This window comes from Hydrogenophaga sp. ZJX-1 (genome assembly GCF_048590325.1).
Classification (GTDB): Bacteria; Pseudomonadota; Gammaproteobacteria; order Burkholderiales; family Burkholderiaceae_C; genus Hydrogenophaga.
Map to the genome: position 1 here is coordinate 299254 of NZ_JBMBRA010000002.1, position 25060 is coordinate 324313.

Consider the following 25060-nt stretch of genomic DNA (forward strand, 5'->3'; position numbering starts at 1 on the left):
CCAACGCACAGACAGCGCCGTCGATAGAATCCGAAACTCCAACGATGAGCAGGTTCTTTCATGCGCCAGGCCCCCAATGGAAATGCCTCGTCGGACACGATGGAGGCGAGTGACGAGACACGGGCCCCTGGTGCACGCTGGCTCTCGAAGGGTGAGGCGTGGGTGCTGGAGCTCAGCGGTGAATGGCGCGGGCACCGCGGCGCCCTGCCCGACCTGCCGGCCCCGGACATCACAGGCCCGGTGGCGGTGACCGCCTCCGCGCTGCACTCCTGGGATGCCGTGCTCGCGGGGCGCTTGTGGCAACAGCTGGACCCGCTCATGCGCCGCTCGGTGTCGGTCGATCTGAACGGTTTGCCCCAGGGCCTGCAAGAGGTCCTGGCACTGGCCTTGAATGCGGCACCACCCGCAACAGATACCCCCGATCCCCAGCCGCCCGGTCCCGTGACCCGTGTGGGTGCTCGCGTCATCGACGCCTGGAACTCGCGCCACGAGAGCCTGACCTTCGTGGGTGAAGTGCTGCTCTCGCTGGGCCGCTGGCTGCGCGGGGCCAGCGACATGCGGGCATCCGACCTGATGTGGCAGATCGAACAGACGGGGCCACGCAGCCTGCCCATCGTGGCCCTGGTGAGTTTTCTCGTGGGCCTGATCGTGGCCTACATGGGCGCCGCGCAGCTGCAGCGCTTTGGTGCCCAGACCTACATTGCCGACCTGGTCACCGTGGGCGTGGTGCGCGAAGTGGCGGCCCTGCTGGTGGGCATCGTGCTGGCCGGGCGCGTGGGCGCGGCTTTTGCGGCGCAGATCGGCAGCATGCGCGCCAACGAAGAGATCGATGCCCTCACCACCCTGGGCGTGAACGCCTTCGACTTTCTGGTGTTGCCGCGCGTGCTGGCGCTGCTCATCGTGGGACCCATGCTCACCGCCTTTGGTGCGCTGGTGGGCATGGGGGTGGGCTGGCTGGTGGCCGTGGTCATCTACGGTGTCACGCCGCTGGAATACGTGTACGCCAGCGTGGATTCGCTGACCCTGCCCCACGTGCTGGTGGGTCTGATCAAGGGCACGGTGTACGCCGTGCTGGTGGCCCTGGCCGGCTGCCTGCAGGGCATGTCGGCCGGGCGCAGCGCGCAGGCGGTGGGCGACGCCACCACCGCATCGGTGGTACAAGCGATCGTCTGGATCGTCGTGGCCGCCTCCGTGCTCACCGTGGTGTTCCAGCGTCTGGATTTCTGATGACCGACATTGACCACCCGCCCCACGTCGAAGAACCGGCCCGCGCCGTCCAGCCCGCCGCGCAGGCCCCCTTGGTGCGGGTGCGCGAGCTCACCATGGCCTTCGGCGACAACGTGGTTCAGCGCGACCTCACGTTCGATGTGCGGCCCGGCGAGGTGCTGGCCATTGCCGGCGGCAGCGGCTGCGGCAAGAGCACGCTGATGCGCCACCTCATCGGCCTGCAGGTGCCGGCGGCGGGCCAGGTGTTCTACGGCGACCGCGACCTGTACGCCGCGGACGACGCATCCCGGCGCACGCTGATGCAGGCTTTCGGTGTCACCTTCCAGGCCGGCGCCTTGTGGAGCAGCATGACCGTGGGCGAAAACGTGATGCTGCCGATGCAGGTGTTCACCGACATGAGCGCCGCCGAATGCGAACAGGAGGCCCGTTTCAAACTGGCGCTGGTGGGTCTGGCCGGCAGCTTCGACGTGGAGCCCGCCACGCTCAGCGGCGGCATGAAGAAGCGCGCCGCCATTGCGCGGGCGCTGGCCCTGAACCCGCCCTTGCTGTTTCTGGACGAACCCTCCGCGGGCCTGGACCCGCTGACCTCGGCGAACCTGGATGAGCTCATCGAGCACCTGCGCGACGACCTGGGCACCACGGTCGTGATGGTCAGCCACGAGCTGGACAGCATCTTTGCCCTGGCCGATCGCCTGCTGTTCCTCGACGCCCAGACGCGCACCATGACCGCGCTGGGACCGCCGCGCGATCTGCTGCGCGAAGGCCCGGAGGGCGTTCAGCTGTTCCTGCGTCGCGGTGCGGCGCCGGAAGAAAAGGAACACGCATGAAACGCAAGGCCAACGCCACGCTGATCGGGGCCTTCGTGGTGGCCGGCCTGGCCCTGATCGCCACCGCCATCATTGCCCTCGCGGGCAACCGTTTTTTCACCAGCCAGGAGCGCGTCGTCATGCATTTCAGCGGATCGGTCTATGGCCTGCAGGTGGGAGCGCCCGTGGTGTTCCGCGGCGTGCGGGTCGGCAGTGTCGAATCGATCGAGGTGTTCTACGACCGCGCCGGCGACAGCTTCTCCATTCCCGTGGTCGCGGCGCTCGACAGCAATGCCGTCGGCGGGCTCGACGGCAAGCGCGCCGATGTGGATGTGGGCCTGGCCCTGCCGGCCCTGATCAAGCGGGGGCTGAGCGCGCAACTGGCCACGCAGAGTCTGCTCACCGGCCTGCTGTATGTGGACCTCGATCTGCGTCCGCAGCGCGAGAGCAGCCTGCGGGGCACCTACCAGGGACTCACCGAAGTCCCCACCACGGCCACCGCCATCCAGAACCTCCGGGAGCAGTTCGAAGGCATGGACTTCCGAGCCATCGCCGACGACCTGTCGGCCATCGCGTCCTCGGCCCGGGCCATCGTGTCGGGCCCGCAGCTCAAGCAGGCCCTGGGCGACCTGGCCGCGATCACCGCGTCGTTCAAGCGCATGTCGTCGCGCCTGGACCAGCGCATGGACCCGCTGGCCAATGAATTGCAGCGCTCGCTGGTTGCCACGCGCGAAGCCATGGACGCCGTGGGAGCATCCGCGCGGTCGGTGAACCAGAGCGCCGCCGGGGTGGGGCGCACATCGGCTCGCGTGTCCGAGCTGCTGGCGCCCGACGCGCCGCTGGTGACCAATTTGCAGCGCGCCGCCGACGAGGTGGGGCGCACCGCTGCAGCGCTGCGCGAAGTCACCGCGGGTGACTCGGCGCTCATGGTCGGTGCCGACCGGGCCTTGGAAGATTTGTCCCGCGCCGCCCGCGCGCTGCGCGACCTGGCCGAAACGCTGGAGCAGCAGCCGGACGCGTTGCTGCGCGGCCGGGAGGAGAAGCCATGAAACGCCGACTCGCACTGACGGGACTGGCCGGCCTGGGGGTGACACCCTGGCTGTTGACGGCGTGCGCCCGCCCACCGGTGGCCACGCACTGGTACGAATTGCGCAGCCCGCCACCGGGGCCGGTACCCGCCGCGCATGCAGGCGACGGGGCATTGTGGGAGGTGGCCAGCAAGGTGGTGTTGCCGGGTGCCCTGGACCGCGAAACCCTGGTGGTCGCCAGCGGCGCGGCCAGCCTGCAACCGCTGACCGGCCACCGCTGGGTGGAACCGCTGCGCGACGCCATTCCGCGCCTGCTGGTGGCCGATCTGGCGGTGTTGCGCGGGCCGGGACTGGTCTGGCGAGCCCCCGTGCCGCCCGGGGTGAACCCCGCCCGGCGCTTGCGGGTGGAGATCGTCACCCTGATGGCCGACGGCGGGCGCCAGACGCTGCGCCTGCAGGCGCGCTGGTGGTTGACCGACACCCGACCCGGCGGCGCCGCGCCGGGGCTGGGTCAGGCCGATGTTCACATCCCGCTGGCCGATGCATCGGTCGATGCGCTGGCCGCCGCGCACCGGCTGGCGCTGTGGCAACTCGCGGTGCGCATCGTCGAATCATCGCCCGCTTAGGGCCTCAGACCTTCGAGAAGTCCGGCTTGCGGCGCTCCATGAAGGCACCAAAGGCCTCTTTGGCGGCCGGCTCGCCGAGCATGCGGCCGAAGCTGACGCCCTCCTCGGCCATCTGCGCCATGACCAGCTGGCTCTGGCTTTTTTTCATCAGGCGCTTGGTCTCGATCAGCGAGCTGATCGGCTTGGCCGCGAGCTTGCGGGCCACGGCCTGCGCGTAACCCGCGGCCTCCATGGGCGGCAGCACGCGGTTGACCAGCCCGACTTCGAGCGCGGCCTCGGCCATGAAGGGCTCGCCCAGCAGCAGCGCCTCGGCTGCGCGGTGGTAGCCCAGCATCTGCGGCACCAGCAGGCTCGACGCCGCTTCGGGGCACAGGCCGAGGTTGACGAAGGGCATGGAGAAGGCCGCGTTGTCGCCCGCATAGACCAGGTCGCAGTGGAACAGCAGCGTGGTGCCGATGCCCACGGCCGGGCCACACACCACGGCGAGCGCGGGCTTGCTGAACTGCGCGATGCCGCGCAGGAAACGGAACACGGGCGAGTCCTGCGTGGCGGGCGGGTTGTTCAGGAAATCGCCGATGTCGTTGCCGGCGCTGAAGGTGGTCTCGTTGCCCTGGAACAGCACGCAGCGCACGGCCGGGTCGGCTTCGGCGGCTTCCAGCGCGTCGGCCAGCGCCGCGTACATCGCGGCGGTGATGGAGTTCTTCTTGTCGGGACGGTTGAAGGTCAGCGTGGTGACGCCGGCTTCGGTGTGGACGAGGATGTCGCTCATGGGTTTGTGCTGGGTTGGGTTGCGGCCGTGCGCCGAAAAGGGCGCCAAGTTAACACGATTGCCGCGCGGTGTCTGGAGTGCCATGCCCAGTCGGTGACAGGCGCCTACACTCCGGAGATCATCGAGAAAGCCCGCGCCCCGCCATGTTGTCCACACGCCCGCTCGCCGCCCTGTGTCTGTCGCTGGCCCTGCTGGCCGGGCTCTGGCCGGCGCACGCCGTGGCGGCCGACACAGGCCCCACCACCACCCCGGCGCGACCCCGTGTGGGCCTGGTGCTTTCGGGCGGTGGCGCGCGCGGGCTGTCGCACGTGGGCGTGCTCAAGGTGCTGGAGGCGGCGCGTGTGCCGGTGGACCTGATCGTCGGCACCTCGATGGGCGCGATCATCGGCGGGCTGTACGCCAGCGGCATGACGGCCGACGAACTGGAACGCGAGATCCTGGCGCTGGAATGGGGCAGCCTCTTCGACTCGCGCGAGCCGCGCCAGCTGCTGTCGCAGCGGCGCAAGGAAGAAGACCTGGAGCTTTCTCCCGTGTTGCGGCTGGGCTTTCGCGACGGCGAATTCCGCCTGCCCACGGGCGCGGTGTCGACGCGGGCGCTGGAAACCATGCTGCGCCGCTACACCCTGCCCGCGCGACACCGGGCCAGTTTCGACGGCCTGCCGACGCCGTTTCGCGCCGTGGCCACCGACATGGAGACCGGCCAGGCGGTGGTGATGGACCACGGCGACCTCGCCGCGGCCCTGCGCGCGAGCATGTCGGTGCCGGGCGTGTTCTCCCCGCTGGAACTCGACGGCCGCATCCTGGGCGACGGCGGGCTGGTGAACAACCTGCCGGTGGACGTGGCACGGCGCATGGGGGCGGACGTGATCATCGCGGTGAGCATCGGCACGCCGCTGGCGGGCCGCGAAACGCTGGGCAGCCTGCTGGGCATCACGACGCAGATGGTCAACATCCTGACCGAGCAGAACGTGCAGGCCAGCATCGCCACCCTGACCACGCAGGACCTGCTGCTGCAGCCACCGCTGGGCACGCTGAATTCGGCCAATTTCAACCGGGCGCCCGAACTCGTGCGGCTCGGCACCGAATACGCGGAGTCGGTGCGCGAAGCGCTGAACCGTTTCGCGGTCGGCCCGGCGCAGTACGCCGAGTGGATCGCGCAGCGCCAGGCCGTGGCCGACACCGGCGTGACCACGGCGGGCCGCGTGGGCGCGCTGCGCTTCGAGGGCGTGGACGCTTCGCGGGCCCAGCGGCTGTCGCAGATGGTGGAGAGCGAACCCGGTCAGCCGATCGATCTGGCGCGCATCGAAGACGACGTGCAGCAGCTGGCGGCCACGGGCGACTACGAGCAGGTGGACTACCGGCTGGAGCGCATCGGCAGCAGCCGCGACGAAGCGCTGGTGGTGCGGCTGCGCGAGAACCGCTGGGGCCCCAACTACTTCCGGCTCGGGCTCGACCTGCGCACCGATTTCGATGGCCAGGGCGCGTTCAACCTGCGCCTGAGCCACAACCGCCACTGGGTCAACCGCGGCGGCGCCGAGTGGCGCAACCGCTTCCAGCTGGGCGAGACGCTGGGCGCGTTCACCGAGTTCTACCAGCCGCTGGACCGGCGCGCCAACTGGTTCGTGTCGGCCTGGGCCGACGCCAGCCTGAAGCGCGTGGATGTGTTCGATGCCGAAGGCCAGCAAGTCGCCACCGGCAAGCGCCGCGGGCTGCAGGTGGGTGCCGACATCGGCTGGCCCATCGGCCTGCAAGGCAGCCTGGGCGAGCTGCGGCTGGGCCTGGTGGGCAGCGCACGCCGCGCCGCGCCCGACCTGGTGAGCAGCAGCGTGGCGAACCAGTCGCTGGGCCTGTCCACCCAGCGCTGGCGCGAAACCGGTCTGCACGCCGCGCTGATCTCGGACCAGCTGGACTACGCCAACTTCCCGTCGAGCGGCCACCGACTGAAGGGCGATCTGGTCTTCGGCCGTTTGCGCAACAGCGGCAACAGCTCCGAGTTCGTGCGGCTGGACAGCAGCTTCACGGCGGTGCGCTCGTGGGGCGAGCACACTTTCAACCTGGGCGCCCGGCTGGCCTACGTCAACCAGATTCCACTGGGTGCCCTGGACGAATACTCACTGGGTGGTTTCCAGAACCTCTCGGGCTACCGCGTGGGCCAGGTGGCGGGCAACCACCTGCTGTTCGGCCGCATCACCTACTACCGGCGCATGCCCTGGAAGGTGGGCGTGGCACGTGCGGTGTTTGCCGGTGGCTCGCTGGAAGCCGGCAACGCCTGGCTGCAACGCAGCGACATCAGCTTCAAGGGGCTGCGCACCGGCTCCAGCCTGTTCATCGGCGCGGACACCGGGGTGGGGCCGTTCTACCTGAGCCTGGTGCACGCCGCGCGCGGCTACACGGGTCTGTACCTGCTGCTGGGGCGACCGTAGGACTCACTCAGCGGCGGCGCGCTGTGCCCCACCGCAGGGACACCGCGGAACCGGCTTCGCCGGGTCGCTGGTGTCCGCCCCCTTCGGCGAAGCGGCGCGGGGGTGCGCGTGGTCACACGCGTTCGAAAATGCCCGCGGCGCCCTGCCCCATGCCGACGCACATCGTGACCATGCCGTACTTCTTGTTGTGGCGGCGCAGCGCGTGCACCACGGTGGCCGCGCGGATGGCGCCGGTGGCGCCCAGCGGGTGGCCGAGCGCGATCGCACCGCCCATGGGGTTGACCTTGGCCGGGTCCAGGCCCAGGGTGTTCATCACCGCGAGCGACTGGGCCGCGAAGGCTTCGTTGAGCTCGAACCAGTCGATGTCGTCCTGCTTCAGGCCCGCGTTTTTCAGCGCGGCCGGAATCGCCTCGACCGGGCCGATGCCCATCAGGTGGGGTGGCACACCGCGCGAGGCGTAGCTCACGAAGCGGGCCAGCGGCGTGAGGTTGTAGCGCTTGAGCGCGGCCTCGCTCACCAGGATCAGCGCACCCGCACCGTCGCTGGTCTGCGAGCTGTTGCCGGCGGTCACCGAGCCGCGCGCGGCGAACACGGTGCGCAGCTTGGCCAGGCCTTCGAGCGAGGTGTCGGGGCGCGCGCCTTCGTCCAGGCTGATGATGCGGCTGCGGGTCGCGACCTCGGCGGTCTCCAGGTCCACGCGGCGGTCGGTCACTTCCACCGGCGTGATCTCGTCGGTGAACTCGCCGTTCTTCATCGCGATCACCGCGCGCTGGTGCGACTGCACGGCGAACGCGTCCTGCGCGTCGCGTGAGACCTTCCACTGCTGCGCCACCTTCTCGGCCGTGAGGCCCATGCCGTAGGCGATACCGTAGCTCTCCACGTCGTCGGTGTTGCGGAAGATGGTGGGCGACAGGCTGGGCGTGTTGCCCATCATGGGCACCATGCTCATGCTCTCGGTGCCGGCGGCGATCATCACGTCGGCCTCGCCCACGCGGATGCGGTCGGCCGCCATCTGCACGGCCGACAGGCCGGAGGCACAGAAGCGGTTGACGGTGATGCCGCCCACCGAGTTGGGCAGGCCGGCCAGGATGGCGCCGATGCGCGCGACGTTCAGGCCTTGTTGCCCCTCAGGAATCGCGCAACCGCAGATCACGTCTTCCACGGCCTTCGGGTCCAGGCCCGGCACCTGGGCCATGGCCGAACGCAGGGCGTGGGCCAGCAGGTCGTCCGGGCGAAGGTGCTTGAACGAGCCCTTGTGCGAACGGCCGATGGGGGTGCGGGTGGCGGCGACGATGTAGGCGTCTTGAATTTGTTTGCTCATGTCGTGTCCTTAGTTGCGGACGGGCTTGCCCGTGTTGAGCATGCCGAGGATGCGTTCTTGTGTCTTGGGGTGAACGATCAGCGAACAGAATGCCCGGCGCTCCAGCGTCATCAAATAGTCCTCGTTCACCAGCGTGCCAGGCTCCACGTCGCCGCCGGTCACCACGTTCGCGATCAGCGAAGCGATGTGGAAGTCGTGCTGGCTGATGAAACCGCCGTCGCGCATGTTGACCAGGCTGCCCAGGATGGTGGCCTTGCCGTCGCGACCGGCGACCGGGAACAGGCGCTTGTGCGGTGCGCGGTAGCCGCCGTTGAACAGGGCCTGGGCCTCGTTGATGGCCACGAACAGCAGCTCGTCCTTGTGCGGCACGATCACATCGGAGTGCAGCACGTAGCCCAGCTGGCGGGACTCCAGCGCGCTGGTGCCCACCTTGGCCATGGCCGCGGCGGTGAAGCCTTCGGTCAGGAAGGGCAGCAGGTCTTTGCCGGTGGAGGTCTCGGCGTTTTCGGCCGCACGGCGCGCGATGTAGGTCAGACCGCCCGCACCGGGCACCAGGCCCACGCCGACTTCCACCAGACCGATGTAGCTTTCCATGTGCACCACGCGGCGCGCGCTGTACACGGCCAGCTCGCAGCCACCGCCCAGGGCCAGGCCGCGCACGGCGCTGACCACCGGCACGCTGGCGTAGCGCAGGCGCAGCATGGTCTGCTGCATGAAGCCTTCGGCGTCTTCGATCGCGCTCACGCCCACGGCCATGAAGGCGGGCAGCATGGCCTGCAGGTCGGCGCCAGCGCTGAAGGGCTCGTCGCCCGACCAGACCACCAGACCCTGGTATTCCCGCTCGGCCAGGTCCACGGCGCTCATCAAACCTTCGCAGACCTCGGGGCTGATGGCGTGCATCTTGGTCTTGATGCTGGCGATCAACACACCACCGTCCAGCGTCCAGACGCGGATGGCGTCGTTTTCTTCGATGGTGGTGCCGGCGGTTTCAAATTTCGGTCCCGCCTCGCCCAGCAGCAGCTCGGGGAAGTGCTGGCGCTGGTACACCGGCAATTGCCGTCGGCCCTGAAATTCACCCTTGGTGGGGTTCCACGAACCCTGCGCGGTGTGCACACCACCGGCTTCGGCCACGGGGCCTTTGAACACCCACTCGGGCAGCGGCGCCTTGCTCAGCGCTTTGCCCGCGTCGATGTCTTCCTGGACCATCTTCGCGACTTCGAGCCAGCCGGCTTCCTGCCACAGCTCGAACGGGCCTTGCTTCATGCCGAAGCCCCAGCGCATGGCCTGGTCCACGTCGCGCGCGGTCTCGGCGATGGTGGCCAGGTGCACAGCGGCGTAATGGAAGCTGTTGCGCAGGATCGCCCAGAGGAACTGGCCCTGGGGGCCTTCGCTGTTGCGCAACAACTTCAGACGCTCGGCGGCCGGGCGCTTGAGCATGCGGCCATAGACCTCGTCGGCCTTCTCGCCCGCGGGCACGTAGTCCTCGCTGTCCAGATCAAAGCGCAGGATGTCGCGGCCCACCTTCTTGAAGAAACCGGCCTTGGCCTTCTGACCCAGGTTCCCCAGCTCGATCAGCTTGGCCAGCACCGGCGGCGTGCCGAAGCTGCCGTAGAACGGGTCGGCCTGCTCGTTCAGGTTGTCCTGCAGCGTCTTGACCACGTGCGCCATGGTGTCCAGGCCCACCACGTCGGCGGTGCGGAAGGTGCCACTGCTGGCGCGGCCCAGGCGCTTGCCGGTGAGGTCGTCGACCACGTCGTAGGTCAGGCCGAAGTTCTCCACCTCTTTCATCGTCGCCAGCATGCCGGCGATGCCGATGCGGTTGGCCACGAAGTTGGGCGTGTCCTTGGCGCGCACCACGCCCTTGCCCAGGCCGCTGGTGACGAAGGTCTCCAGGTCGTCGAGGATCTGCGGCTCGGTGGTGGGCGTGGCGATCAGCTCCACCAGCGTCATGTAGCGCGGCGGGTTGAAGAAGTGGATGCCGCAGAAACGCGGCTTGATCGCCTCGGGCAGCACTTCACTGAGCTTGGTGATCGACAGGCCCGAGGTGTTGGACGCGACGATGGCGTGCGGCGCGATGAAGGGCGCGATCTTGGTGTACAGATCGAGCTTCCAGTCCATGCGCTCGGCGATGGCCTCGATGATGAGGTCACAGTCTTTCAACTGCTCCATGTGCTCTTCGTAGTTGGCCTGGCCGATCAGGTCGGCGTCGCTGGCCACGCCCAGGGGTGAAGGCTTGAGCTTCTTGAGGTTCTCGATCGCGCGCGTGACGATGCCATTCTTGTGGCCTTCCTTGGCAGGCAAGTCAAATAGAACAACAGGCACCTTGACGTTGACCAGGTGCGCAGCGATCTGCGCGCCCATCACGCCCGCGCCGAGCACGGCGACTTTTTTTACTTGAAATCGGTTCATTGGTTTTCCATGCAGAAAAAGGGGGATGCGTTCATTCCACGCGCTGCCAGATCTGGGTTCGGTAGAACGGGCCGATGTAGCCACGCACCTGCAGCTTCTTGCCACCCTCGACGGGCGTCATGCGCAGGGTGTAGTTCTTGCCGTTTTCGGGGTCGAGAATCTTGCCGTCCTCCCACACCGCGTCCGTGGCGGACTTCTTCGCGCCGCGGATGATTTCCATGCCGAGCTTGGGCTGGTCCTTGCGGTCGTCGGTGCAGGCGGTGCAGGTGGGCTCGCTGCCCTTGGTGAGCGACTTCTCGATCCGCCCGGTGAGCACACCCGCCGCGCTGGACACGATGCGGATCTCGGCCTTGGCCTCACCGGTCTTGTCGTCGATGTTGCGCCACAGGCCTTCAGGCGTCATCTGCGCAAAGGCCATCGTCGAGGCCAACGACAGCAGAGCTGGCAGGGTCTTGATCATGAGAGTCTCCTTCGAGCGAAATGACTGATTCCAGAAACACCGCGGAACCGGCTCCGCCGGGCCGCTGGTGTTGTCCCCCCTTGGGGGGAAGCCGCGAAGCGGCGCAGGGGGGTCATGCCAATGCAGCGTCGGTGTCCATCAACACCTTCGAACCGGCGCGCGCGGTGCGCATCAGCGTCGCGGTCTCGGGGAAGAGCTTGGCGAAATAGAAACGCGCGGTCTGCAGCTTGGCCACGTAGAACGGGTCGGTGTTGCCGGCAGCGATCTCGCGCAACGCCACCTGCGCCATGCGGGCCCAGAAGTAGCCGAACACCAGGTGGCCGGCCACACGCAGGTAGTCCACCGCGGCGGCGCCCACTTCGTCGGCGTTCTGCAGGCCCTTGAAACCCAGCTCCATGGTGAACTTGGTGATCTGCTCGCCGAGCACGGCCAGCGGGTTGATGAACTCTGCCATCTTCTCGTTGACGCCCTCTTCCATCACCAGCGCGCCGACCAGCTTGCCGAATTTCTTGAGCGTGGCGCCGTTGTTGCCCAGCACCTTGCGGCCCAGCAGGTCCAGGCTCTGGATCGTGTTGGTGCCTTCGTAGATCATGTTGATGCGGGCATCGCGCACGAACTGCTCCATGCCCCATTCCTTGATGTAGCCGTGGCCGCCAAAGACCTGCTGGCACTGGGTGGCAGCGTTGTAGCCGTTGTCGGTCAGGAAGGCCTTGGTGATGGGCGTGAGCAGCGAGAGCATCTCGTCGGCTTCCTTGCGCACTTTTTCATCCGGGTGGTTGTGCGCTTTTTCCAGCAGCACCGAGCTGTAGATGGCCAGCGCGCGGCCGCCTTCGGCGTAGGCCTTGGCGGTGAGCAGCATGCGGCGCACGTCGGGGTGCACGATGATCGGATCGGCCGGCTTGTCTTTCGCCTTGGGGCCGGTGAGCGAGCGCATCTGGATGCGGTCCTTCGCATACGCCAGCGCGTTCTGGTAGGCCACCTCGGTCAGGCCCAGCGACTGGTTGCCCACACCCAGGCGGGCGGCGTTCATCATCACGAACATGGCCTGCATGCCCTTGTTGGGCTGGCCCACTAGGGTGCCGATGGCGCCGTCGATCACGATCTGCGCGGTGGCATTGCCGTGGATGCCCATCTTGTGCTCCAGGCCGCCGCAGTAGATGCCATTGCGCTCGCCCAGACTGCCGTCGGCCTTGACGTGGAATTTCGGCACGATGAACAGGCTCACGCCCTTGATGCCGGGGGGCGCGTCGGGCAGGCGGGCCAGCACCAGGTGGATGATGTTGTCGGCCATGTCGTGTTCACCGGCGCTGATGAAGATCTTGTTGCCGGTGATCTTGTAAGTGCCGTCGGCCAGCGGTTCGGCCTTGGTGCGCATCAGGCCCAGGTCGGTGCCGCAGTGCGGTTCGGTCAGGCACATGGTGCCGGTCCATTCGCCGCTGGTCATCTTGGGCAGGTAGGTGTCTTTCTGCGCGTCGGTGCCGTAGGTGTGCAGCGCGGCGTAGGCGCCGTGCGTGAGGCCGGGGTACATGGTCCAGGCCTGGTTGGCCGAGTTCATCATTTCGTACAGACACTGGTTGACCACCAGCGGCAGGCCCTGGCCACCGTAGGCCGGATCACAGCTCAGCGCCGCCCAGCCACCTTCCACATAGGTCTTGTAGGCTTCCTTGAAGCCGGTCGGGGTCTTGACCTCATGGGTCTCGCGATCGAGCTGGCAACCCTCGGTGTCACCGCTGATGTTCAACGGAAAGATCACCTGGCTGGCGAACTTGCCAGCTTCTTCGAGCACGGCATTGATGGTCTCGACATCCACCTCGGCGTGCTGCGGCATGGACTGGAACTCAGCGGTCACATTGAGCACTTCGTGCATCACGAACTGCATGTCGCGCAGGGGCGGGTTGTAAACGGGCATGGGAAAACTCCTGTGTGGGGTTTGTGAAGAAAAGGTGTTGTCTGGGTTCAGCCCTGGGTCGCAACCCGGGTGGTCTTGCGCGATCGGGCTGGCGGGGGTGTTTCCGGGACCGTGGCCGCGGTGCTGAAGCGGCCCACGATGCCGTCAAAGGCCGTCAGCGCGCGCTGCAGTGAATCCGGACTGCCGAGGAACCGTGCCTCGTAGTGCAGCGCGAGGATGAGTGCATGGATTTCAAAGGCCATCTGGGCCGCATCGGTGCCCGGGTGCAGGTGGCCCTCGGCCACGGCCATTTCGATGGCGCGGCGCATGGCCGACAGCCAGGTGTTGACCGAGCCCGCCAGCGCATCCCGCACCGGGCCGGGCCGGTCTTCGAACTGCACCGCGCCACTGATGTAGATGCATCCCGAGTCGATCTCGACCGAAGTGCGCTTCATCCAGTTGTCGAACATCGCACGCAACCGGGGCAGACCGCGGGCAAAAGCCATGGCCGGATAGAACACCTCGTCCTCAAACCGCGCGTGGTACTCGCGCACCACGGAGATCTGCAACTCTTCGCGCGAGCCGAAGTGGGCGAACACGCCCGACTTGCTCATCTGCATGACTTCGGCCAGCGCGCCGATGGACAGGCCTTCCAGGCCGATCTGCGTCGCCAGCCCGAGGGCGGCATCCACGATGGCGGCTTTGGTCTGCTGGCCTTTTTGCAGCGGCCGGGCGGCACTGTCGCTGCGAAGGCGTTTGACGGGAGGTAGTGAACTCATGCTGCGGGGCCGGGTGATGGCAAGAGGAATGGGCAAAAAAAACAGACCGGCGATAAATCGAACGGTCGTGCTATTTTTACCGCAAAACCCGGCCAATGCACGGTCCTGCAGGACTTTGTGGGGGAATTGTTTAGGTGCCGTTCCCTAAACGACACCGACGCATGCCAGCGGTTCGGGTTAACCCGAACCGCTCGCCGCGCGAGCGGTCACAGACGGCCGTCGGGCAGCAGCAGGCGCAGGCTGTGTTCCAGGTTCTCGTTGGGCGAGCGCTTGAATCCGCTGCGGGCAAAGCGCTGCAGGCGACCCATGCAGAAGGCCGTGACCACCGATGCGTCGGCCTGCGCATCCACGGTGGGGGTGGTCGCTCCGGCCACCACGGCGACCTCGCGCAGGTTCTGGCGCAGGGCCGATTCGATCTTGTCGAAGAACAGGTTCATGCGCTGTTGCAGGCGCTCGTTTTCGTACACCAGCGCGTCGCCCACCATGACGCGTGTCATGCCGGGGTTCTTCTCGCCGAACTGCAGCAGCAGGGCCACGAGCTTGCGCGAACGCGCCATGGCATCGGGCTCTCGCTCACCAAGCTGGTTGACCAGACCGAAGACCGATTGCTCGATGAACTCGATCAGGCCCTCGAACATCTGTGCCTTGCTGGCGAAGTGGCGGTAGAGCGCGGCCTCGCTCACATCCAGTCGCGCGGCCAGCGCGGCCGTGGTGACGCGCTCAGCACCCGGTTGCTCCAGCATGGCGGCCAGCGCGTGCAGGATCTGCACCCGGCGCTCGCCCGGTTTGGGACGTTTGCGACCATTGCCCTCAACGCCTCCAGCAACATCGGTAGAGACATCGGCCGTCAGGTCGGCCATGGGCAATGGAGCACTGGAAGTCATGGGCGGTCGGTCCGTCGTTTGTCGGCTGGAGGCCGTTGGCGCGGCCCGGTGTTTGTCATCCCTTGTTTCATTTTCTCACAGCCTTCCCGCGGGCCGCCCCAGCTGTCCGGTGCGCGCTCAGTGCGAACGGATCATGGTGCCGAAGGGCTGGTCGCCCAGCACCTCCAGCAGCAGCGCATGGGGCACGCGGCCGTCGATGATGTGCACAGCGTTGACGCCGCTCTTGGCAGCATCGAGCGCACCGGCGATCTTGGGGATCATGCCGCCGCTGATCGTGCCGTCTTCGCACAGCTCGTCGATGCGGCGCGGCGTCAGCTCGGTCATCAGCTGGCCGTCCTTGTCGAGCACGCCACGGATGTTGGTGAGCATCAGCAGCTTCTCGGCCTGCAGCACGGTGGCGAGCTTGGCGGCCACCACATCGGCGTTGATGTTGTAGCTCTCGTTCTGTTCGCCGAATCCGATCGGGCTGACGACCGGAATGAACTGGTCGTCCTGCAGCGCCTTCACCACGCTGGGGTCGATGCTGACGATGTCGCCCACCTGGCCGACGTCGTGCTCCTGCTCGGGGTTCTGCTGATCGGCCAGGCGCAGTTTGCGCGCCCGGATCATGGCCCCGTCGCGCCCGGTCAGGCCCACGGCCTTGCCGCCGGCGGCGTTGATCATGCCGACGATGTCCTGCTGCACCTCGCCAGCCAGCACCCACTCGACCACTTCCATGGTTTCGGCGTCGGTCACGCGCATGCCCTGGATGAACTCGCCCTTTTTGCCCAGGCGTTTGAGCAGCGTCTCGATCTGCGGACCACCGCCATGCACAACGACCGGGTTGATCCCGACCAGCTTGAGCAGTACCACATCCTCGGCAAAGTCCTGCTGCAGGGCCGGGTCGGTCATGGCGTTGCCACCGTACTTGATGACCATGGTCTTGCCGTGGTACTTGCGGATGTAGGGCAGCGCCTGGGCCAGCAGTTCGGCCTTTTCGCGGGGCTGGATTTTGGAGAGGTCGACGGGGGTGTGTGCGGTCATGTTGCGGGTTCCCGGTGGAGACTGTTCGGTGGTGGAAATTGTAGGCTTCGATGGAGCGCTCGTTCTCCTGAGTCGTGCCAGGTCTCGCCCCGGCGGGCGCCTCGTTGGCATGGCCCTCCCCCGGCCCACAAAAGCCTCGAAACAACCTCGTCAGGCCAACGAAATCAGAAGTGAATCCCCCGCATCATCTGCTGCATCGCCACCGCTTCCGGAGACAACTGGGGCTTGGGCCCCTTCTCCCCCTTCGCCGCAGACGAATCCGGGAACATGCGGAAGCTGGTGTTCATCACGATCTGCGCGATGCGCGGCACGAACGCGTGCAACACCTCCCCCGTCACGCCCAGCCGCGTCGCGATGCGAACCGGCTTGAAGATGCAGGCCTGCGCGATCATGTCGGCCGCCTCTTCCGGCGCCAGCGTGGGCACGTTCTTGTAGATCTGCGTCGGCGCGATCATGGGGGTGCGCACCAGCGGCATGTTGATGGTGGTGAACGAAATGCCTTGGTCGGCGAACTCGCTGCTGGCGCAACGGGTCCAGGCGTCCAGCGCCGCTTTGCTGGCCACGTAGGCACTGAAGCGCGGCGCATTGGTCAGCACACCGATGGAACTGATGTTGACCACATGCCCCTTGCGCTTGGCCACCATGCCGGGCAGCAGGCCCATGGTCACGCGCAGGCAACCGAAGTAGTTGAGCTGCATGGTGCGTTCGAAATCGTGGAAGCGGTCGTAGCTGCCTTCGATGGCGCGACGGATCGAGCGGCCGGCGTTGTTGATCAGGAAATCGACGCCACCGTGGTTGGCGATCAGCAGTTGCACGAAGCGGTCGGCGTCTGCCATGTCGGCGATGTCGGCCGGGTAGGCGATGAACTGGTAGCCCTTGGCCTTGGCCTCCTTGCAGGCTTCGTCGAGCTTGTCCTGGTCGCGGCCGCAAATGATGGTGATGGCGCCGGCCTCGGCGAATTTGTGCGCCGCCGCCAGGCCGATGCCCGAGCTGCCGCCCGTGATCAGCACCACCTTGCCCGCCACCGTGCCCTTGAGGCTGCGGTCGATGTGCAGGTCGGGGTCGAGGTGGCGTTCCCAGTAGTCCCACAGGCGCCAGGCGTAGTCCTTGAGGTTGGGGCATTCGATGCCGCTGCCCTTGAGCGCGGCCAGCGTTTCGCGGCAGTCGAAGCGCGTCGGGTAGTTGACGAAGTTCATCATGTCCTCGGGCAATCCGAGGTCCTGCATGATGGCGCGGTAGACGCGGCGCACCGGTGCCAGCGCCATCAGACCCTTCTTCACGCTCTTCGGGATGAAGCCCATCAGCGCTGCGTTGATGAACAGGTTCATCTTCGGCGCGTGGGCCGCTTTGCTCAAGATGTCGAGCACATCGCCCACGCGGTAGCCCATCGGGTCCACCAGGTGGAAGCATTGGCCGCTGGCGCGCTTGTGGTGGCTGATGTGGTCCAGCGCGTCCACCACGAAGTCGACCGGCACGATGTTGATGCGCCCGCCCTCCAGGCCCACGCTGGGCATCCACGGCGGCAGGATCTGGCGCATGCGCTGGATCAGCTTGAAGAAGTAGTAGGGCCCGTCGATCTTGTCCATCTCGCCGGTGCGGCTGTCGCCCACCACCAGCGCTGGCCGGTACACGCTCCAGGGCACCTTGCATTCGTTGCGCACGATCTTTTCGCTCTCGTGCTTGGTCATGAAATACGGGTGGTCGATGTTCTCGGCCTCGTCGAACATGTCTTCGCGGAACACACCTTCGTACAGGCCCGCCGCCGCAATCGACGACACGTGGTGAAAGTGCTTCGCGCCGATGGCCTTGGCCAGCTCCACCGTGTTGCGCGTGCCGTCGATGTTGACGGCGATCTGGCTCTCGGCGTCCGCCTCCAGGTCGTAGACGGCAGCGAGGTGGTAGAAGTGATCGATCTGGCCCTTCAGCGTCTTGACGTCATCGGCGCTCACGCCGAGCTTCTTCGCCGTCAGGTCACCGAACACCGGCACCACGCGCGCGGCACTCACGCCCCAGAATTCGCGCAGATCGGCCACCTTGGATTCGCTCGACGGGCGGATCAGGAAATGCACCACCGAGCCCTTGCGCTCCAGCAGTTTCTTGACGAGCCGCTTGCCGATGAAACCGGTAGCGCCGGTGACGAAATAATGCATGGAGTTCTCCTGCCGGGGATGTTGCACAAGGGATGGAATCAGCCCGCCATTCTTCACCACGCGCTGGCGCCACCGATTCCGCACAAACCCGTGGGACCCGCCCCGGGTTTAGTTGGCCCCCTCTACACAGCGCCCGTGTGGGCACCGTACAGTGACCACACAGCAGCCGGCTTGCTTTGCCCGTTGCCCCCTGTCAACCCACACCGGAGCCGCCCCATGGTCAAGAAGATTCAGAAATCCACCACCGCACCCAAAGCCGCTGCAGGCGCCAGTTCACCGCTGTCGGGTGCCATCAAGGACTCGGCCCAGCAGATCTGGTTGGCCGGTCTGGGTGCCTTCTCCAAGGCCCAGGCCGAAGGCGGCAAGGCCTTCGAATCCCTGGTCAAGGAAGGCCTGTCCATCCAGCGCAAGACACAGGCCGTCGCCGAGGAGCGCATCTCCGAAGCCACCAACCGGGTGTCCGGCATGGCCACCGAAATTTCCTCGAAGGCGGCGGGTCAGTGGGACAAGCTGGAGAACATCTTTGAGGACCGCGTGGCCAAGGCGCTGAACAAGCTGGGCGTGCCATCGGCGCGCGACATCGAAACATTGATGGAGCGCATCGACGAACTCAACCGCCATGTGCAGCGCCTGAGCGCCAAATCCCCCGCAGCGAAGGTGGCGCGCAAAGCCGCACCGGCCAAGGCCGCCACGCCCGCACCGCGCAAAACCGCCGTGCGCAAGACCGCCGCCAAGTCCAAAGCCTGATGAAGACGCTGGGGCCATCCAGCCCGGCACAAACGGGGCGCACAGCGCCCCTTTTTTTCGTCTGCACTCCGTGCTGCAATGCAGCATGAGGCGCGGGCTTGGCGCTCTACACTCGAACGCATGACCACCACCCGCAAAGCCCACCGTTCCAGCGCTGCTCGCAAGACCCGCCCGCGGTTGGCACTGGCGCTGGCCGGTGGCGGGCCGCTCGGTGCGATCTACGAAATCGGTGCCCTGTGTGCGCTGGACGACAGCCTGCAAGGCGTCGATTTCAATGCGTGTGACCACTATGTGGGCGTCTCGGCCGGCGGCTTCATCGCAGCGGGCCTGGCCAACGGGCTGACACCCCGCCAGCTCTGCGAGGCGTTCATCGAAGACCACCCAACGGAAGAAAACTTCGACACCGCCTGGCTGATCAAACCGGCCTGGGCCGAACTCGGCGGCCGTCTCCAGCGCCTGCCGGGTCTGCTCGGCAGCGCCCTCTGGGCCTGGGCCGCGCAGGGCAAACCCCTGACCCAGGCGCTCGAACGGCTGGGCGCGGCCCTGCCCACCGGCCTGTTCAACAACGAAGACATCCACCGCCAGGTCGAACGCCTGTTCAGCCGAGAAGGCCGCAGCAACGATTTCCGACAGCTGCGCGCGCGCCTGACACTGGTAGCCACCGAGCTCGACACCGGCGACGCGGCACCCTTTGGCCGACCGGGCTGGGACCACGTGCCGATCTCGCGCGCGATCCAGGCCAGCGCCGCCCTGCCCGGTCTGTTTCCGCCGGTGGTCATCGACGGCAAACACTATGTGGACGGCGCGCTCAAGAAAACGCTGCACGCCACCGTGGCGCTGGACGAGGGCGTGGATCTGCTGCTCTGCCTGAACCCGCTGGTGCCGTTTCGTGCTGGGCCACACGCCGAACCCGCCGCCAGTGGCCAGCAGCGCATTCCTTCGTTGATCGAAGGCGGACTGCCCACCGTGATGAGCCAGACCTTCCGCTCCATGATCCATTCACGCCTGGAGCTGGGCTTCAAGCAGTACGAACGCAGCTACCCGGACACCGACATCGTGCTGATCGAACCGGACCAGCGCGATGCCGAGCTGTTTTTTGCCAACACCTTCAGCTACCGCCAGCGCCGCGAACTCGCCGAACACGCCTACCAGCAGACGCGACAGATGCTGCGCGACCGCCAGGCCCAGCTTGCGCCCAAGCTGCAGCGCCATGGCATCCGCATCGACCAGGCTGCCCTGGACGACACCGGGCGGCACCTGCTCCGGCCGGCGCCATCCGCTGCCGACCGCCCCACCACCCGCGCCGTGGAACGGCTGCACGCCACGCTCGACCAGCTGCAGCAGCAGCTGTCCCGGCGGCCTGCCCGGGCCTGATCCATGGCCATCAAAAAGCCCCCACGCCGCACCGCCGAACGCATCCAGGAGGTGACGCTGGAGCTGTTCAACCGTTTCGGCGAGCCCAATGTCTCGACCACCCTGATTTCGGCCGAACTCGGCATCAGCCCGGGCAACCTGTACTACCACTACCCCGCCAAAGACGAACTGATCAACTCGTTGTTCGAGCGCTATGAGCACGCACTCAACGAACTGCTGGGTGCGGGCGACGGCGTGCGCAACGTGGAAGACGCCTGGTTCTTCCTGCACTCGTTGTTCGAGATCATCTGGCAGCACCGCTTTCTCTACCGCGACCTCAACGACCTGCTGTCCAAGAACCGCCTGCTGGAGACCCGCTTCCAGGGCGTGCTGAAAAACAAGACGCGCGCCATCCGCGCCCTGCTCTCGGGCATGAGCCGCAGCGGCACGCTGGACATCGATGCGCGCGAACTCGAACCCACCGCCAACTGCATGGTGGTGGTGCTGACCTACTGGCTGAGCTTCGAGTACGTGCGCGACCCGCGCCACGCGCTGGAACCCGACAACGCACAGCAGGCGCTGATGCGCGGCGCGCAGCATGTGCTCAACCTGCTGGCGCCGTACCTGGAAGCCGGTCAGCGGCAGCACCTGCTGGCACTCACCGGCGCCTACAACGGCGCCACCACCTGAACACACGGCAAGGACAGTCCCCATGACACCCTGGACCCCTTGCCCCTACGCCGACGTCTACCGCCACGACGGCGACAGCCTCGTTCGCCACTGGGCCCGTCTGCACGCCGGCGATGCCGAGCCGATGCCGACCGACCCGGCGCTGCTGGACGCCTGGGCGCTGTACCACAACGGTGAATTCGAACGCGCCGTGCACGCCGGTCTGGCGGTAGGCGGGGATGGCCTGGTGCTGGCCAACAAGGCCGCCTGCATCTACGCGAACTACGTCGAACCCGGCGAGCAGACCCGCCTGCAGCTGCTGGTCAGCGCCGCCGAACGGGCCCAGGCGCACCAGGCCAGCGCGCCGCGCAACGCCAACGCCTGGTACTGGCAGGGCTACGCGCTGGGCCGCTACAGCCAGGGTGTCAACGTGGCCAAAGCGCTCGCCAAGGGCCTGGGCGGCAAGGTGCGCCAGGCCCTGCAGACCACGATCGAACTCGCGCCGAACCACGCCGACGCCCACCTCGCGCTGGCCAACTACCACGCGGAAGTGATCGACAAGGTCGGCGAGCTGATCGGCAGCATGACCCACGGCGCGCGCAAGGACACCGGCCTGGCGCTCTACCGCAAAGCCCTGGCGTTGAACCCGGACTCTGCGATCACGCTCCACGAGTACGCCAACGGCCTGCTGATGCTCGAGGGCGCGAGCGCGCTCGAAGAAGCGACCCGCCTGCGCGAACGCGCCGCGGCGTTCGAGCCGCTGGACGCGATGGAGCGCCTGTATGTGGAAGCCAACCGGATGGCGCTGGAAGACTGACCTTCAGGCTGAGGTCAGTCCATCCACCGCCTGAAACAGGGCCTGCCGCCCCTGACCCACGATCTGTGTGCGCCAGGCGTCCGTGTCCACGTAGAACGCGTCTTTCATGCGCTGGTGAATCGCGGCCCGCAGCGCCGCAGGCGCTTCGGGATGGCGGCTCAGCCAGTGGTCGCCGCGCAGCGCGTTGATCACTTCCATGATGGGCACGGTGCCGTACTCCAGCGCGATGCCCGTGTATTCGGCTTGTGGACACTCCTCGTACATGGCGCCCCACATCAGGCCGGTGAGCAGCGCCGACGTTGACGACCCGTCGTAGATCGAGGTCACGGGCGTTTCACCGTTGCTGCCCCACCAGGCCCGGGCGCGCTGCAAGGCCGCGGCATCGTCCCGGCAGGCAAAGATGCGCTCACCCACGCCGCACGGCCCAAGACCGGTGTGCAGGTCGATCCAGGCGATGTGGCGCGCCCGCTGCGCGTGGCTGCGCAAGACCTGGCGCAGGGTCTGGTTGCTCCAGGTGGGCGCGGTGCCGCCAAAAAACAGGCCATCGGCAAACGCATGCTGCCCCCCCGACACCGCGGCCTGGTAAGCCGTTTCGCCGTGAACGGCGATCCAGCTGTCGAGCGCGGCCGCGTTGTCCGGCCCCGGTGGCCATTCGGGTGGCAACAGCAGCTCGTGCAGCCCGGCGTAAGCCGTGTTCACCGGCAGCGGCTGGCTGAAATCCTGAAAGTTGCGGTTGAGATCGACGTTTTCGTTCGTCACGCGGCGCAGGTGCGAAAAGCCGTAGGGGTTGAGCGCGTGGATGTAGAGCACCGCGACCCCCGCGTCGCGAGTGCGCTGGCGCCAGTCCTGATCGTGGGTCGCAGAGACCTGCACCCCGGAGCCGCAAAAGCCCTCGGCCCCGTGGCAGGCGCTGCTGACGATGAGCAGGCGTTCGGCGTCGGGCGAGCCATCGAGCGCCAGGTCCATGGCCAGGGTTTCGCCGTCGCGACCGGGCAAGGGATGGTTGTGGCTTCGGATGGCCATACCGGCCGCGGCAGCCCCTTCCAGAAACAGCACCCGGGCGCGGGCGTACGACGGTGCAAAAGCGGCTTGGACATCGATCATGCAGACACCCCTGTGCGCGGCTGGGCCAGCCACTGTTCGGCCAGCCGGACCCAGTAGGTCGCACCGAGCGGGATCAGGTCGTCGTTGAAGTCGTAGTGCGGGTTGTGCAGCATGCAGGGACCCACATCGTGGCCCCCGCCTTCATAGCCCGCGCGGTGCGCGCCATCCCCGTTGGCGATGAACACATAACAACCCGGCCGCGCCTGCAGCATGTAGGCGAAGTCTTCGGCGCCCATGGTCGGCTCCTGGTCGAGCACGCACTCAGCGCCGACGATGTCGGCCATGACGGCGCGGGCAAAGGCCGTTTCGGCCGGGTGGTTGACGGTCGGCGGGTAGTTGCGGTTGAAGCGGAATTCGCAGGTCGCACCAAAGGCCGCGCAGGTGTGTTCGGCGATCTCCTGCATGCGGCGCTCGATCAGGTCGAGCACCTCGAAGGTGAAGGTGCGCACCGTCCCGCGGATCTCGCAGCTGTCGGGCACCACGTTGTTGGCCTCGCCGGTGTGGACCATGGTCACCGAGATCACGCCGGCATCGACCGGCTTCTTGTTGCGCGTGATGATGGTCTGGAAGGCCATCACCATCTGGCAGGCCACCGGCACCGGGTCGATGCCGTTGTGCGGCAGCGCGGCGTGTGATCCCTTGCCCCGGATCACGATGCAGAAGTCGTTGCTCGACGCCATGACCGGCCCCGTGCTCGCGGCGAACGTGCCCAAGGGCAGGCCCGGCCAGTTGTGCATGCCGAACACCGCCTCGACCGGGAATTGTTCGAACAGGCCGTCCTTGATCATTTCGCGCGCACCGCCGCCGCCTTCTTCCGCGGGCTGGAAGATCAGGTAGACCGTGCCATCAAAATCGCGGTGTTGCGCCAGATGCTGCCCGGCGGCGAGCAGCATCGCGGTGTGGCCATCGTGGCCGCAGGCGTGCATCTTGCCGGCGTGCTGGCTCTTGTGCGCAAAGTGGTTGTGTTCCTGCATGGGCAGGGCGTCCATGTCGGCACGCAGGCCGATGGCCCGGCCACAGGCGCCGCCGTCGCGCCCGTGCACGGTGCCGACCACCCCGGTCGTGCCCATGCCACGGTGCACCGGGATGCCCCACTCGGCGAGCTTCTGCGCCACCACGTCGGCGGTGCGCACCTCTTCAAAACAGAGTTCCGGGTGGGCGTGGATGTCGCGCCGCAGGCTGGCGATGCTGGCCGCCTGGGTCAGGATGGAGTCGAGGAGTTTCATGCGAACCTCTGTGGCCGCCCGCAGCGGCACTGGAGTCAAAAGCGCATCCTACCCAAGACCTGGCGCCCGGACAGACCCGCAGGTGCCAGTCCCCCTCCCGACAGGGGGCAAGTGGCACCCGCCACGCAGTCAGCGGCGCACGCGCCCGTCTTCGGTCAGCATGGTCATTTCGACAAACCGCGAGCCGGTGTGTTTTTTGGGCCCGAAGTCCACCGAGAAGCCGCCGAGCTGCAGGTTCTGCATGCTCTGGACCGCTGCGATGAAGCCCTCCCGGGTCAGGTTGCGCCCAGCGCGGCGAACCCCCTCGGCAAACACCTTGGCGGCCACGAAACCTTCCATGCCCGAATAGTTGGGCGCCACCCCGCGCTTGTCCTTGAGCGCGGCCAGGTATTCACCTGAGATCGCTTGCGCGGCCGAGTAGGGAAAGGGCATCACCTGGCTGACCACCACACCACGCGCCTCGGCACCCAGCTCGTCCAGCAGCGCCTGGGTTCCGACGAAAGACACGTTGTAGAAGTTGCCCGAAAAGCCCTGCCGGCGCGCCAGGCGGATGAAGGACGCGCAAGATTTGTAGGCGCTGATCTGCACGATGGCTTCGGGCTTGGCGGCCAGGATGGCTTTCAGCGCCTGGGCCACATCGGTGCTGCCACGTTCCACGGTGCCCACCGCCACAGGCTCCAGGTCGAGCGCCTTGAGCGCACGCGTGATTCCTTCCAGGCCCGCCTTGCCGTAGGCGTCGTCCTGATAAAAAACCGCGATCTTCTTGATGCCGACCGACGTGGTCTGGCGCACGATGGCGGCCGTCTCGTCGAAGTACGAGGCCCGCACGTGCATGGCGTAGCGGTTGAAGGGTTCGCGCAGGGCCTGCGCACCGGTGAACGGGGCAAAGAACGGAATCTTGGCCTCGGTGGCCAGCGGCAGCGCCACCAAACTCGTGGGGGTGCCGATGTAACCAAACAAGGCAAACACACCGTCCTGGATGAACTTCCGGGTGTTGGCCGCACAGCGTTCGGGGTCGTACCCGTCGTCCAGTCGCTGGAGCTCGATGCGCCGCCCGTTGACGCCCCCTCGGGCGTTCAGGGAATCAAAATGCAGCTGCGCCCCCAGATAGAACTGCAGCCCCAGCTGCTCGGCCGCACCGCTGAACGGCGCCGACTGCCCCAGCACGATGCGGTTGTCGCTGACTTCCGCGCTTTGTGCCCGGGCGGCAGCACCCCAGGAAGCCAGGGCCGAAGAACCCACGAGTTTGCACACGGTAGAAATGGCCTGGCGACGCTGCATGCGGAATCTCCTGATATGCTGACTTGGCAGGTTTTGGCACAGCAAAAACCGTGCTCAACGGGATGACCAG

General features: G+C 66.9%; 21 protein-coding genes. 9 read left to right on the forward strand and 12 right to left on the reverse strand.

The window, feature by feature from the left end:
* The first annotated feature begins 60 nt into the window (after positions 1–60).
* From ACN5W5_RS06170 to ACN5W5_RS06185, 4 genes are read left to right on the forward strand one after another with little or no spacing between them, the layout of a single operon-like run.
* Complete coding sequence (locus ACN5W5_RS06170; RefSeq protein ID WP_420047683.1) at positions 61–1227, forward strand: MlaE family ABC transporter permease; 1167 nt, start codon at positions 61–63, stop codon at positions 1225–1227.
* Positions 1227–2054 (forward strand): ABC transporter ATP-binding protein, encoded by an 828-nt coding sequence (locus tag ACN5W5_RS06175; protein WP_420047684.1) that lies wholly within the window; start codon positions 1227–1229, stop codon positions 2052–2054. The genes ACN5W5_RS06170 and ACN5W5_RS06175 overlap by 1 nt, the downstream gene beginning before the upstream one ends.
* Positions 2051–3082 (forward strand): MlaD family protein, encoded by a 1032-nt coding sequence (locus tag ACN5W5_RS06180; RefSeq protein ID WP_420047685.1) that lies wholly within the window; start codon positions 2051–2053, stop codon positions 3080–3082. The genes ACN5W5_RS06175 and ACN5W5_RS06180 overlap by 4 nt, the downstream gene beginning before the upstream one ends.
* On the forward strand, positions 3079–3687 hold the full coding sequence (locus ACN5W5_RS06185; RefSeq protein WP_420047686.1) for a PqiC family protein: 609 nt from the start codon (positions 3079–3081) through the stop codon (positions 3685–3687). Before ACN5W5_RS06180 ends, ACN5W5_RS06185 begins: the two co-directional genes overlap by 4 nt.
* A gap of 4 nt (positions 3688–3691) precedes the next feature.
* Here the strand turns inward: ACN5W5_RS06185 and ACN5W5_RS06190 are convergent, their stop codons facing one another.
* Positions 3692–4456 (reverse strand): enoyl-CoA hydratase, encoded by a 765-nt coding sequence (locus ACN5W5_RS06190; protein WP_420047687.1) that lies wholly within the window; start codon positions 4454–4456, stop codon positions 3692–3694.
* A gap of 143 nt (positions 4457–4599) precedes the next feature.
* Here ACN5W5_RS06190 and ACN5W5_RS06195 point away from each other — a divergent pair, with 143 nt between their 5' ends.
* Positions 4600–6879: a patatin-like phospholipase family protein gene (locus ACN5W5_RS06195; protein ID WP_420047688.1), complete on the forward strand. Its 2280-nt coding sequence runs from the start codon at positions 4600–4602 to the stop codon at positions 6877–6879.
* 112 nt (positions 6880–6991) lie between these two features.
* Here ACN5W5_RS06195 and ACN5W5_RS06200 read toward each other — a convergent pair whose 3' ends face one another.
* The 8 genes from ACN5W5_RS06200 to ACN5W5_RS06235 all read right to left on the reverse strand — a co-directional run bounded on the left by ACN5W5_RS06200 (position 6992) and on the right by ACN5W5_RS06235 (position 17793).
* Entirely contained in the window at positions 6992–8200 is a 1209-nt protein-coding gene (locus tag ACN5W5_RS06200; protein ID WP_420047689.1) for an acetyl-CoA C-acyltransferase, read from the reverse strand.
* 9 nt (positions 8201–8209) lie between these two features.
* Positions 8210–10609, reverse strand: a complete 2400-nt coding sequence (locus tag ACN5W5_RS06205; protein ID WP_420047690.1) for a 3-hydroxyacyl-CoA dehydrogenase NAD-binding domain-containing protein — start codon at positions 10607–10609, stop codon at positions 8210–8212.
* Positions 10610–10640: 31 nt separating this feature from the next.
* Positions 10641–11069 carry a DUF2147 domain-containing protein gene (locus tag ACN5W5_RS06210; protein ID WP_420047691.1) on the reverse strand — a complete coding sequence of 143 codons (429 nt, stop codon included), beginning with the start codon at positions 11067–11069 and terminating at the stop codon, positions 10641–10643.
* A gap of 112 nt (positions 11070–11181) precedes the next feature.
* The gene (locus ACN5W5_RS06215) at positions 11182–12978 is read right to left on the reverse strand and encodes an acyl-CoA dehydrogenase C-terminal domain-containing protein (RefSeq protein WP_420047692.1); all 1797 of its coding nucleotides are present in this window, start codon (positions 12976–12978) and stop codon (positions 11182–11184) included.
* Positions 12979–13025: 47 nt separating this feature from the next.
* Entirely contained in the window at positions 13026–13736 is a 711-nt protein-coding gene (locus ACN5W5_RS06220; protein WP_420047693.1) for a TetR/AcrR family transcriptional regulator, read from the reverse strand.
* A 206-nt stretch (positions 13737–13942) separates the two neighbouring features.
* Positions 13943–14596, reverse strand: a complete 654-nt coding sequence (gene slmA, locus ACN5W5_RS06225; protein ID WP_177137560.1) for a nucleoid occlusion factor SlmA — start codon at positions 14594–14596, stop codon at positions 13943–13945.
* A gap of 141 nt (positions 14597–14737) precedes the next feature.
* Positions 14738–15643 (reverse strand): acetylglutamate kinase, encoded by a 906-nt coding sequence (gene argB, locus ACN5W5_RS06230; RefSeq protein ID WP_420047694.1) that lies wholly within the window; start codon positions 15641–15643, stop codon positions 14738–14740.
* A 164-nt stretch (positions 15644–15807) separates the two neighbouring features.
* A complete protein-coding gene (locus ACN5W5_RS06235) occupies positions 15808–17793 on the reverse strand; it encodes an SDR family oxidoreductase (protein ID WP_420047695.1) in 1986 nt (661 codons plus the stop codon).
* Between the two features lie 216 nt (positions 17794–18009).
* On the opposite strand from ACN5W5_RS06235, the gene ACN5W5_RS06240 reads away from it, so the two are divergent.
* The 4 genes from ACN5W5_RS06240 (at position 18010) to ACN5W5_RS06255 (ending at position 21379) form a co-directional block, all read left to right on the forward strand.
* Positions 18010–18540 carry a phasin family protein gene (locus tag ACN5W5_RS06240; protein WP_420047696.1) on the forward strand — a complete coding sequence of 177 codons (531 nt, stop codon included), beginning with the start codon at positions 18010–18012 and terminating at the stop codon, positions 18538–18540.
* Positions 18541–18660: 120 nt separating this feature from the next.
* Complete coding sequence (locus ACN5W5_RS06245) at positions 18661–19914, forward strand: patatin-like phospholipase family protein (protein WP_420047697.1); 1254 nt, start codon at positions 18661–18663, stop codon at positions 19912–19914.
* A 3-nt stretch (positions 19915–19917) separates the two neighbouring features.
* Positions 19918–20583: a TetR/AcrR family transcriptional regulator gene (locus ACN5W5_RS06250; RefSeq protein ID WP_420047698.1), complete on the forward strand. Its 666-nt coding sequence runs from the start codon at positions 19918–19920 to the stop codon at positions 20581–20583.
* A gap of 22 nt (positions 20584–20605) precedes the next feature.
* Positions 20606–21379 carry a hypothetical protein gene (locus tag ACN5W5_RS06255; RefSeq protein WP_420047699.1) on the forward strand — a complete coding sequence of 258 codons (774 nt, stop codon included), beginning with the start codon at positions 20606–20608 and terminating at the stop codon, positions 21377–21379.
* Between the two features lie 3 nt (positions 21380–21382).
* Here the strand turns inward: ACN5W5_RS06255 and ACN5W5_RS06260 are convergent, their stop codons facing one another.
* The 3 genes from ACN5W5_RS06260 to ACN5W5_RS06270 form a co-directional block, all read right to left on the reverse strand.
* On the reverse strand, positions 21383–22483 hold the full coding sequence (locus tag ACN5W5_RS06260; protein WP_420047700.1) for a M14 family metallopeptidase: 1101 nt from the start codon (positions 22481–22483) through the stop codon (positions 21383–21385).
* Positions 22480–23709 carry a M20 aminoacylase family protein gene (locus tag ACN5W5_RS06265; protein WP_420047701.1) on the reverse strand — a complete coding sequence of 410 codons (1230 nt, stop codon included), beginning with the start codon at positions 23707–23709 and terminating at the stop codon, positions 22480–22482. Before ACN5W5_RS06265 ends, ACN5W5_RS06260 begins: the two co-directional genes overlap by 4 nt.
* 129 nt (positions 23710–23838) lie before the next feature.
* Complete coding sequence (locus tag ACN5W5_RS06270; protein ID WP_420047702.1) at positions 23839–24990, reverse strand: ABC transporter substrate-binding protein; 1152 nt, start codon at positions 24988–24990, stop codon at positions 23839–23841.
* Between the last annotated feature and the right edge of the window lie 70 nt (positions 24991–25060).

Excerpts from the sequence above, each read along its gene's own strand:
- ACN5W5_RS06170 (WP_420047683.1), top strand. The coding sequence starts at position 61 with ATGCGCCAGGCCCCCAATGGAAATGCCTCGTCGGACACGATGGAGGCG.
- ACN5W5_RS06175 (WP_420047684.1), top strand. The coding sequence starts at position 1,227 with ATGACCGACATTGACCACCCGCCCCACGTCGAAGAACCGGCCCGCGCC.
- ACN5W5_RS06180 (WP_420047685.1), top strand. The coding sequence starts at position 2,051 with ATGAAACGCAAGGCCAACGCCACGCTGATCGGGGCCTTCGTGGTGGCC.
- ACN5W5_RS06185 (WP_420047686.1), top strand. The coding sequence starts at position 3,079 with ATGAAACGCCGACTCGCACTGACGGGACTGGCCGGCCTGGGGGTGACA.
- ACN5W5_RS06190 (WP_420047687.1), bottom strand. The coding sequence starts at position 4,456 with ATGAGCGACATCCTCGTCCACACCGAAGCCGGCGTCACCACGCTGACC.
- ACN5W5_RS06195 (WP_420047688.1), top strand. The coding sequence starts at position 4,600 with ATGTTGTCCACACGCCCGCTCGCCGCCCTGTGTCTGTCGCTGGCCCTG.
- ACN5W5_RS06200 (WP_420047689.1), bottom strand. The coding sequence starts at position 8,200 with ATGAGCAAACAAATTCAAGACGCCTACATCGTCGCCGCCACCCGCACC.
- ACN5W5_RS06205 (WP_420047690.1), bottom strand. The coding sequence starts at position 10,609 with ATGAACCGATTTCAAGTAAAAAAAGTCGCCGTGCTCGGCGCGGGCGTG.
- ACN5W5_RS06210 (WP_420047691.1), bottom strand. The coding sequence starts at position 11,069 with ATGATCAAGACCCTGCCAGCTCTGCTGTCGTTGGCCTCGACGATGGCC.
- ACN5W5_RS06215 (WP_420047692.1), bottom strand. The coding sequence starts at position 12,978 with ATGCCCGTTTACAACCCGCCCCTGCGCGACATGCAGTTCGTGATGCAC.
- ACN5W5_RS06220 (WP_420047693.1), bottom strand. The coding sequence starts at position 13,736 with ATGAGTTCACTACCTCCCGTCAAACGCCTTCGCAGCGACAGTGCCGCC.
- slmA (WP_177137560.1), bottom strand. The coding sequence starts at position 14,596 with ATGGCCGACCTGACGGCCGATGTCTCTACCGATGTTGCTGGAGGCGTT.
- argB (WP_420047694.1), bottom strand. The coding sequence starts at position 15,643 with ATGACCGCACACACCCCCGTCGACCTCTCCAAAATCCAGCCCCGCGAA.
- ACN5W5_RS06235 (WP_420047695.1), bottom strand. The coding sequence starts at position 17,793 with ATGCATTATTTCGTCACCGGCGCTACCGGTTTCATCGGCAAGCGGCTC.
- ACN5W5_RS06240 (WP_420047696.1), top strand. The coding sequence starts at position 18,010 with ATGGTCAAGAAGATTCAGAAATCCACCACCGCACCCAAAGCCGCTGCA.
- ACN5W5_RS06245 (WP_420047697.1), top strand. The coding sequence starts at position 18,661 with ATGACCACCACCCGCAAAGCCCACCGTTCCAGCGCTGCTCGCAAGACC.
- ACN5W5_RS06250 (WP_420047698.1), top strand. The coding sequence starts at position 19,918 with ATGGCCATCAAAAAGCCCCCACGCCGCACCGCCGAACGCATCCAGGAG.
- ACN5W5_RS06255 (WP_420047699.1), top strand. The coding sequence starts at position 20,606 with ATGACACCCTGGACCCCTTGCCCCTACGCCGACGTCTACCGCCACGAC.
- ACN5W5_RS06260 (WP_420047700.1), bottom strand. The coding sequence starts at position 22,483 with ATGATCGATGTCCAAGCCGCTTTTGCACCGTCGTACGCCCGCGCCCGG.
- ACN5W5_RS06265 (WP_420047701.1), bottom strand. The coding sequence starts at position 23,709 with ATGAAACTCCTCGACTCCATCCTGACCCAGGCGGCCAGCATCGCCAGC.
- ACN5W5_RS06270 (WP_420047702.1), bottom strand. The coding sequence starts at position 24,990 with ATGCAGCGTCGCCAGGCCATTTCTACCGTGTGCAAACTCGTGGGTTCT.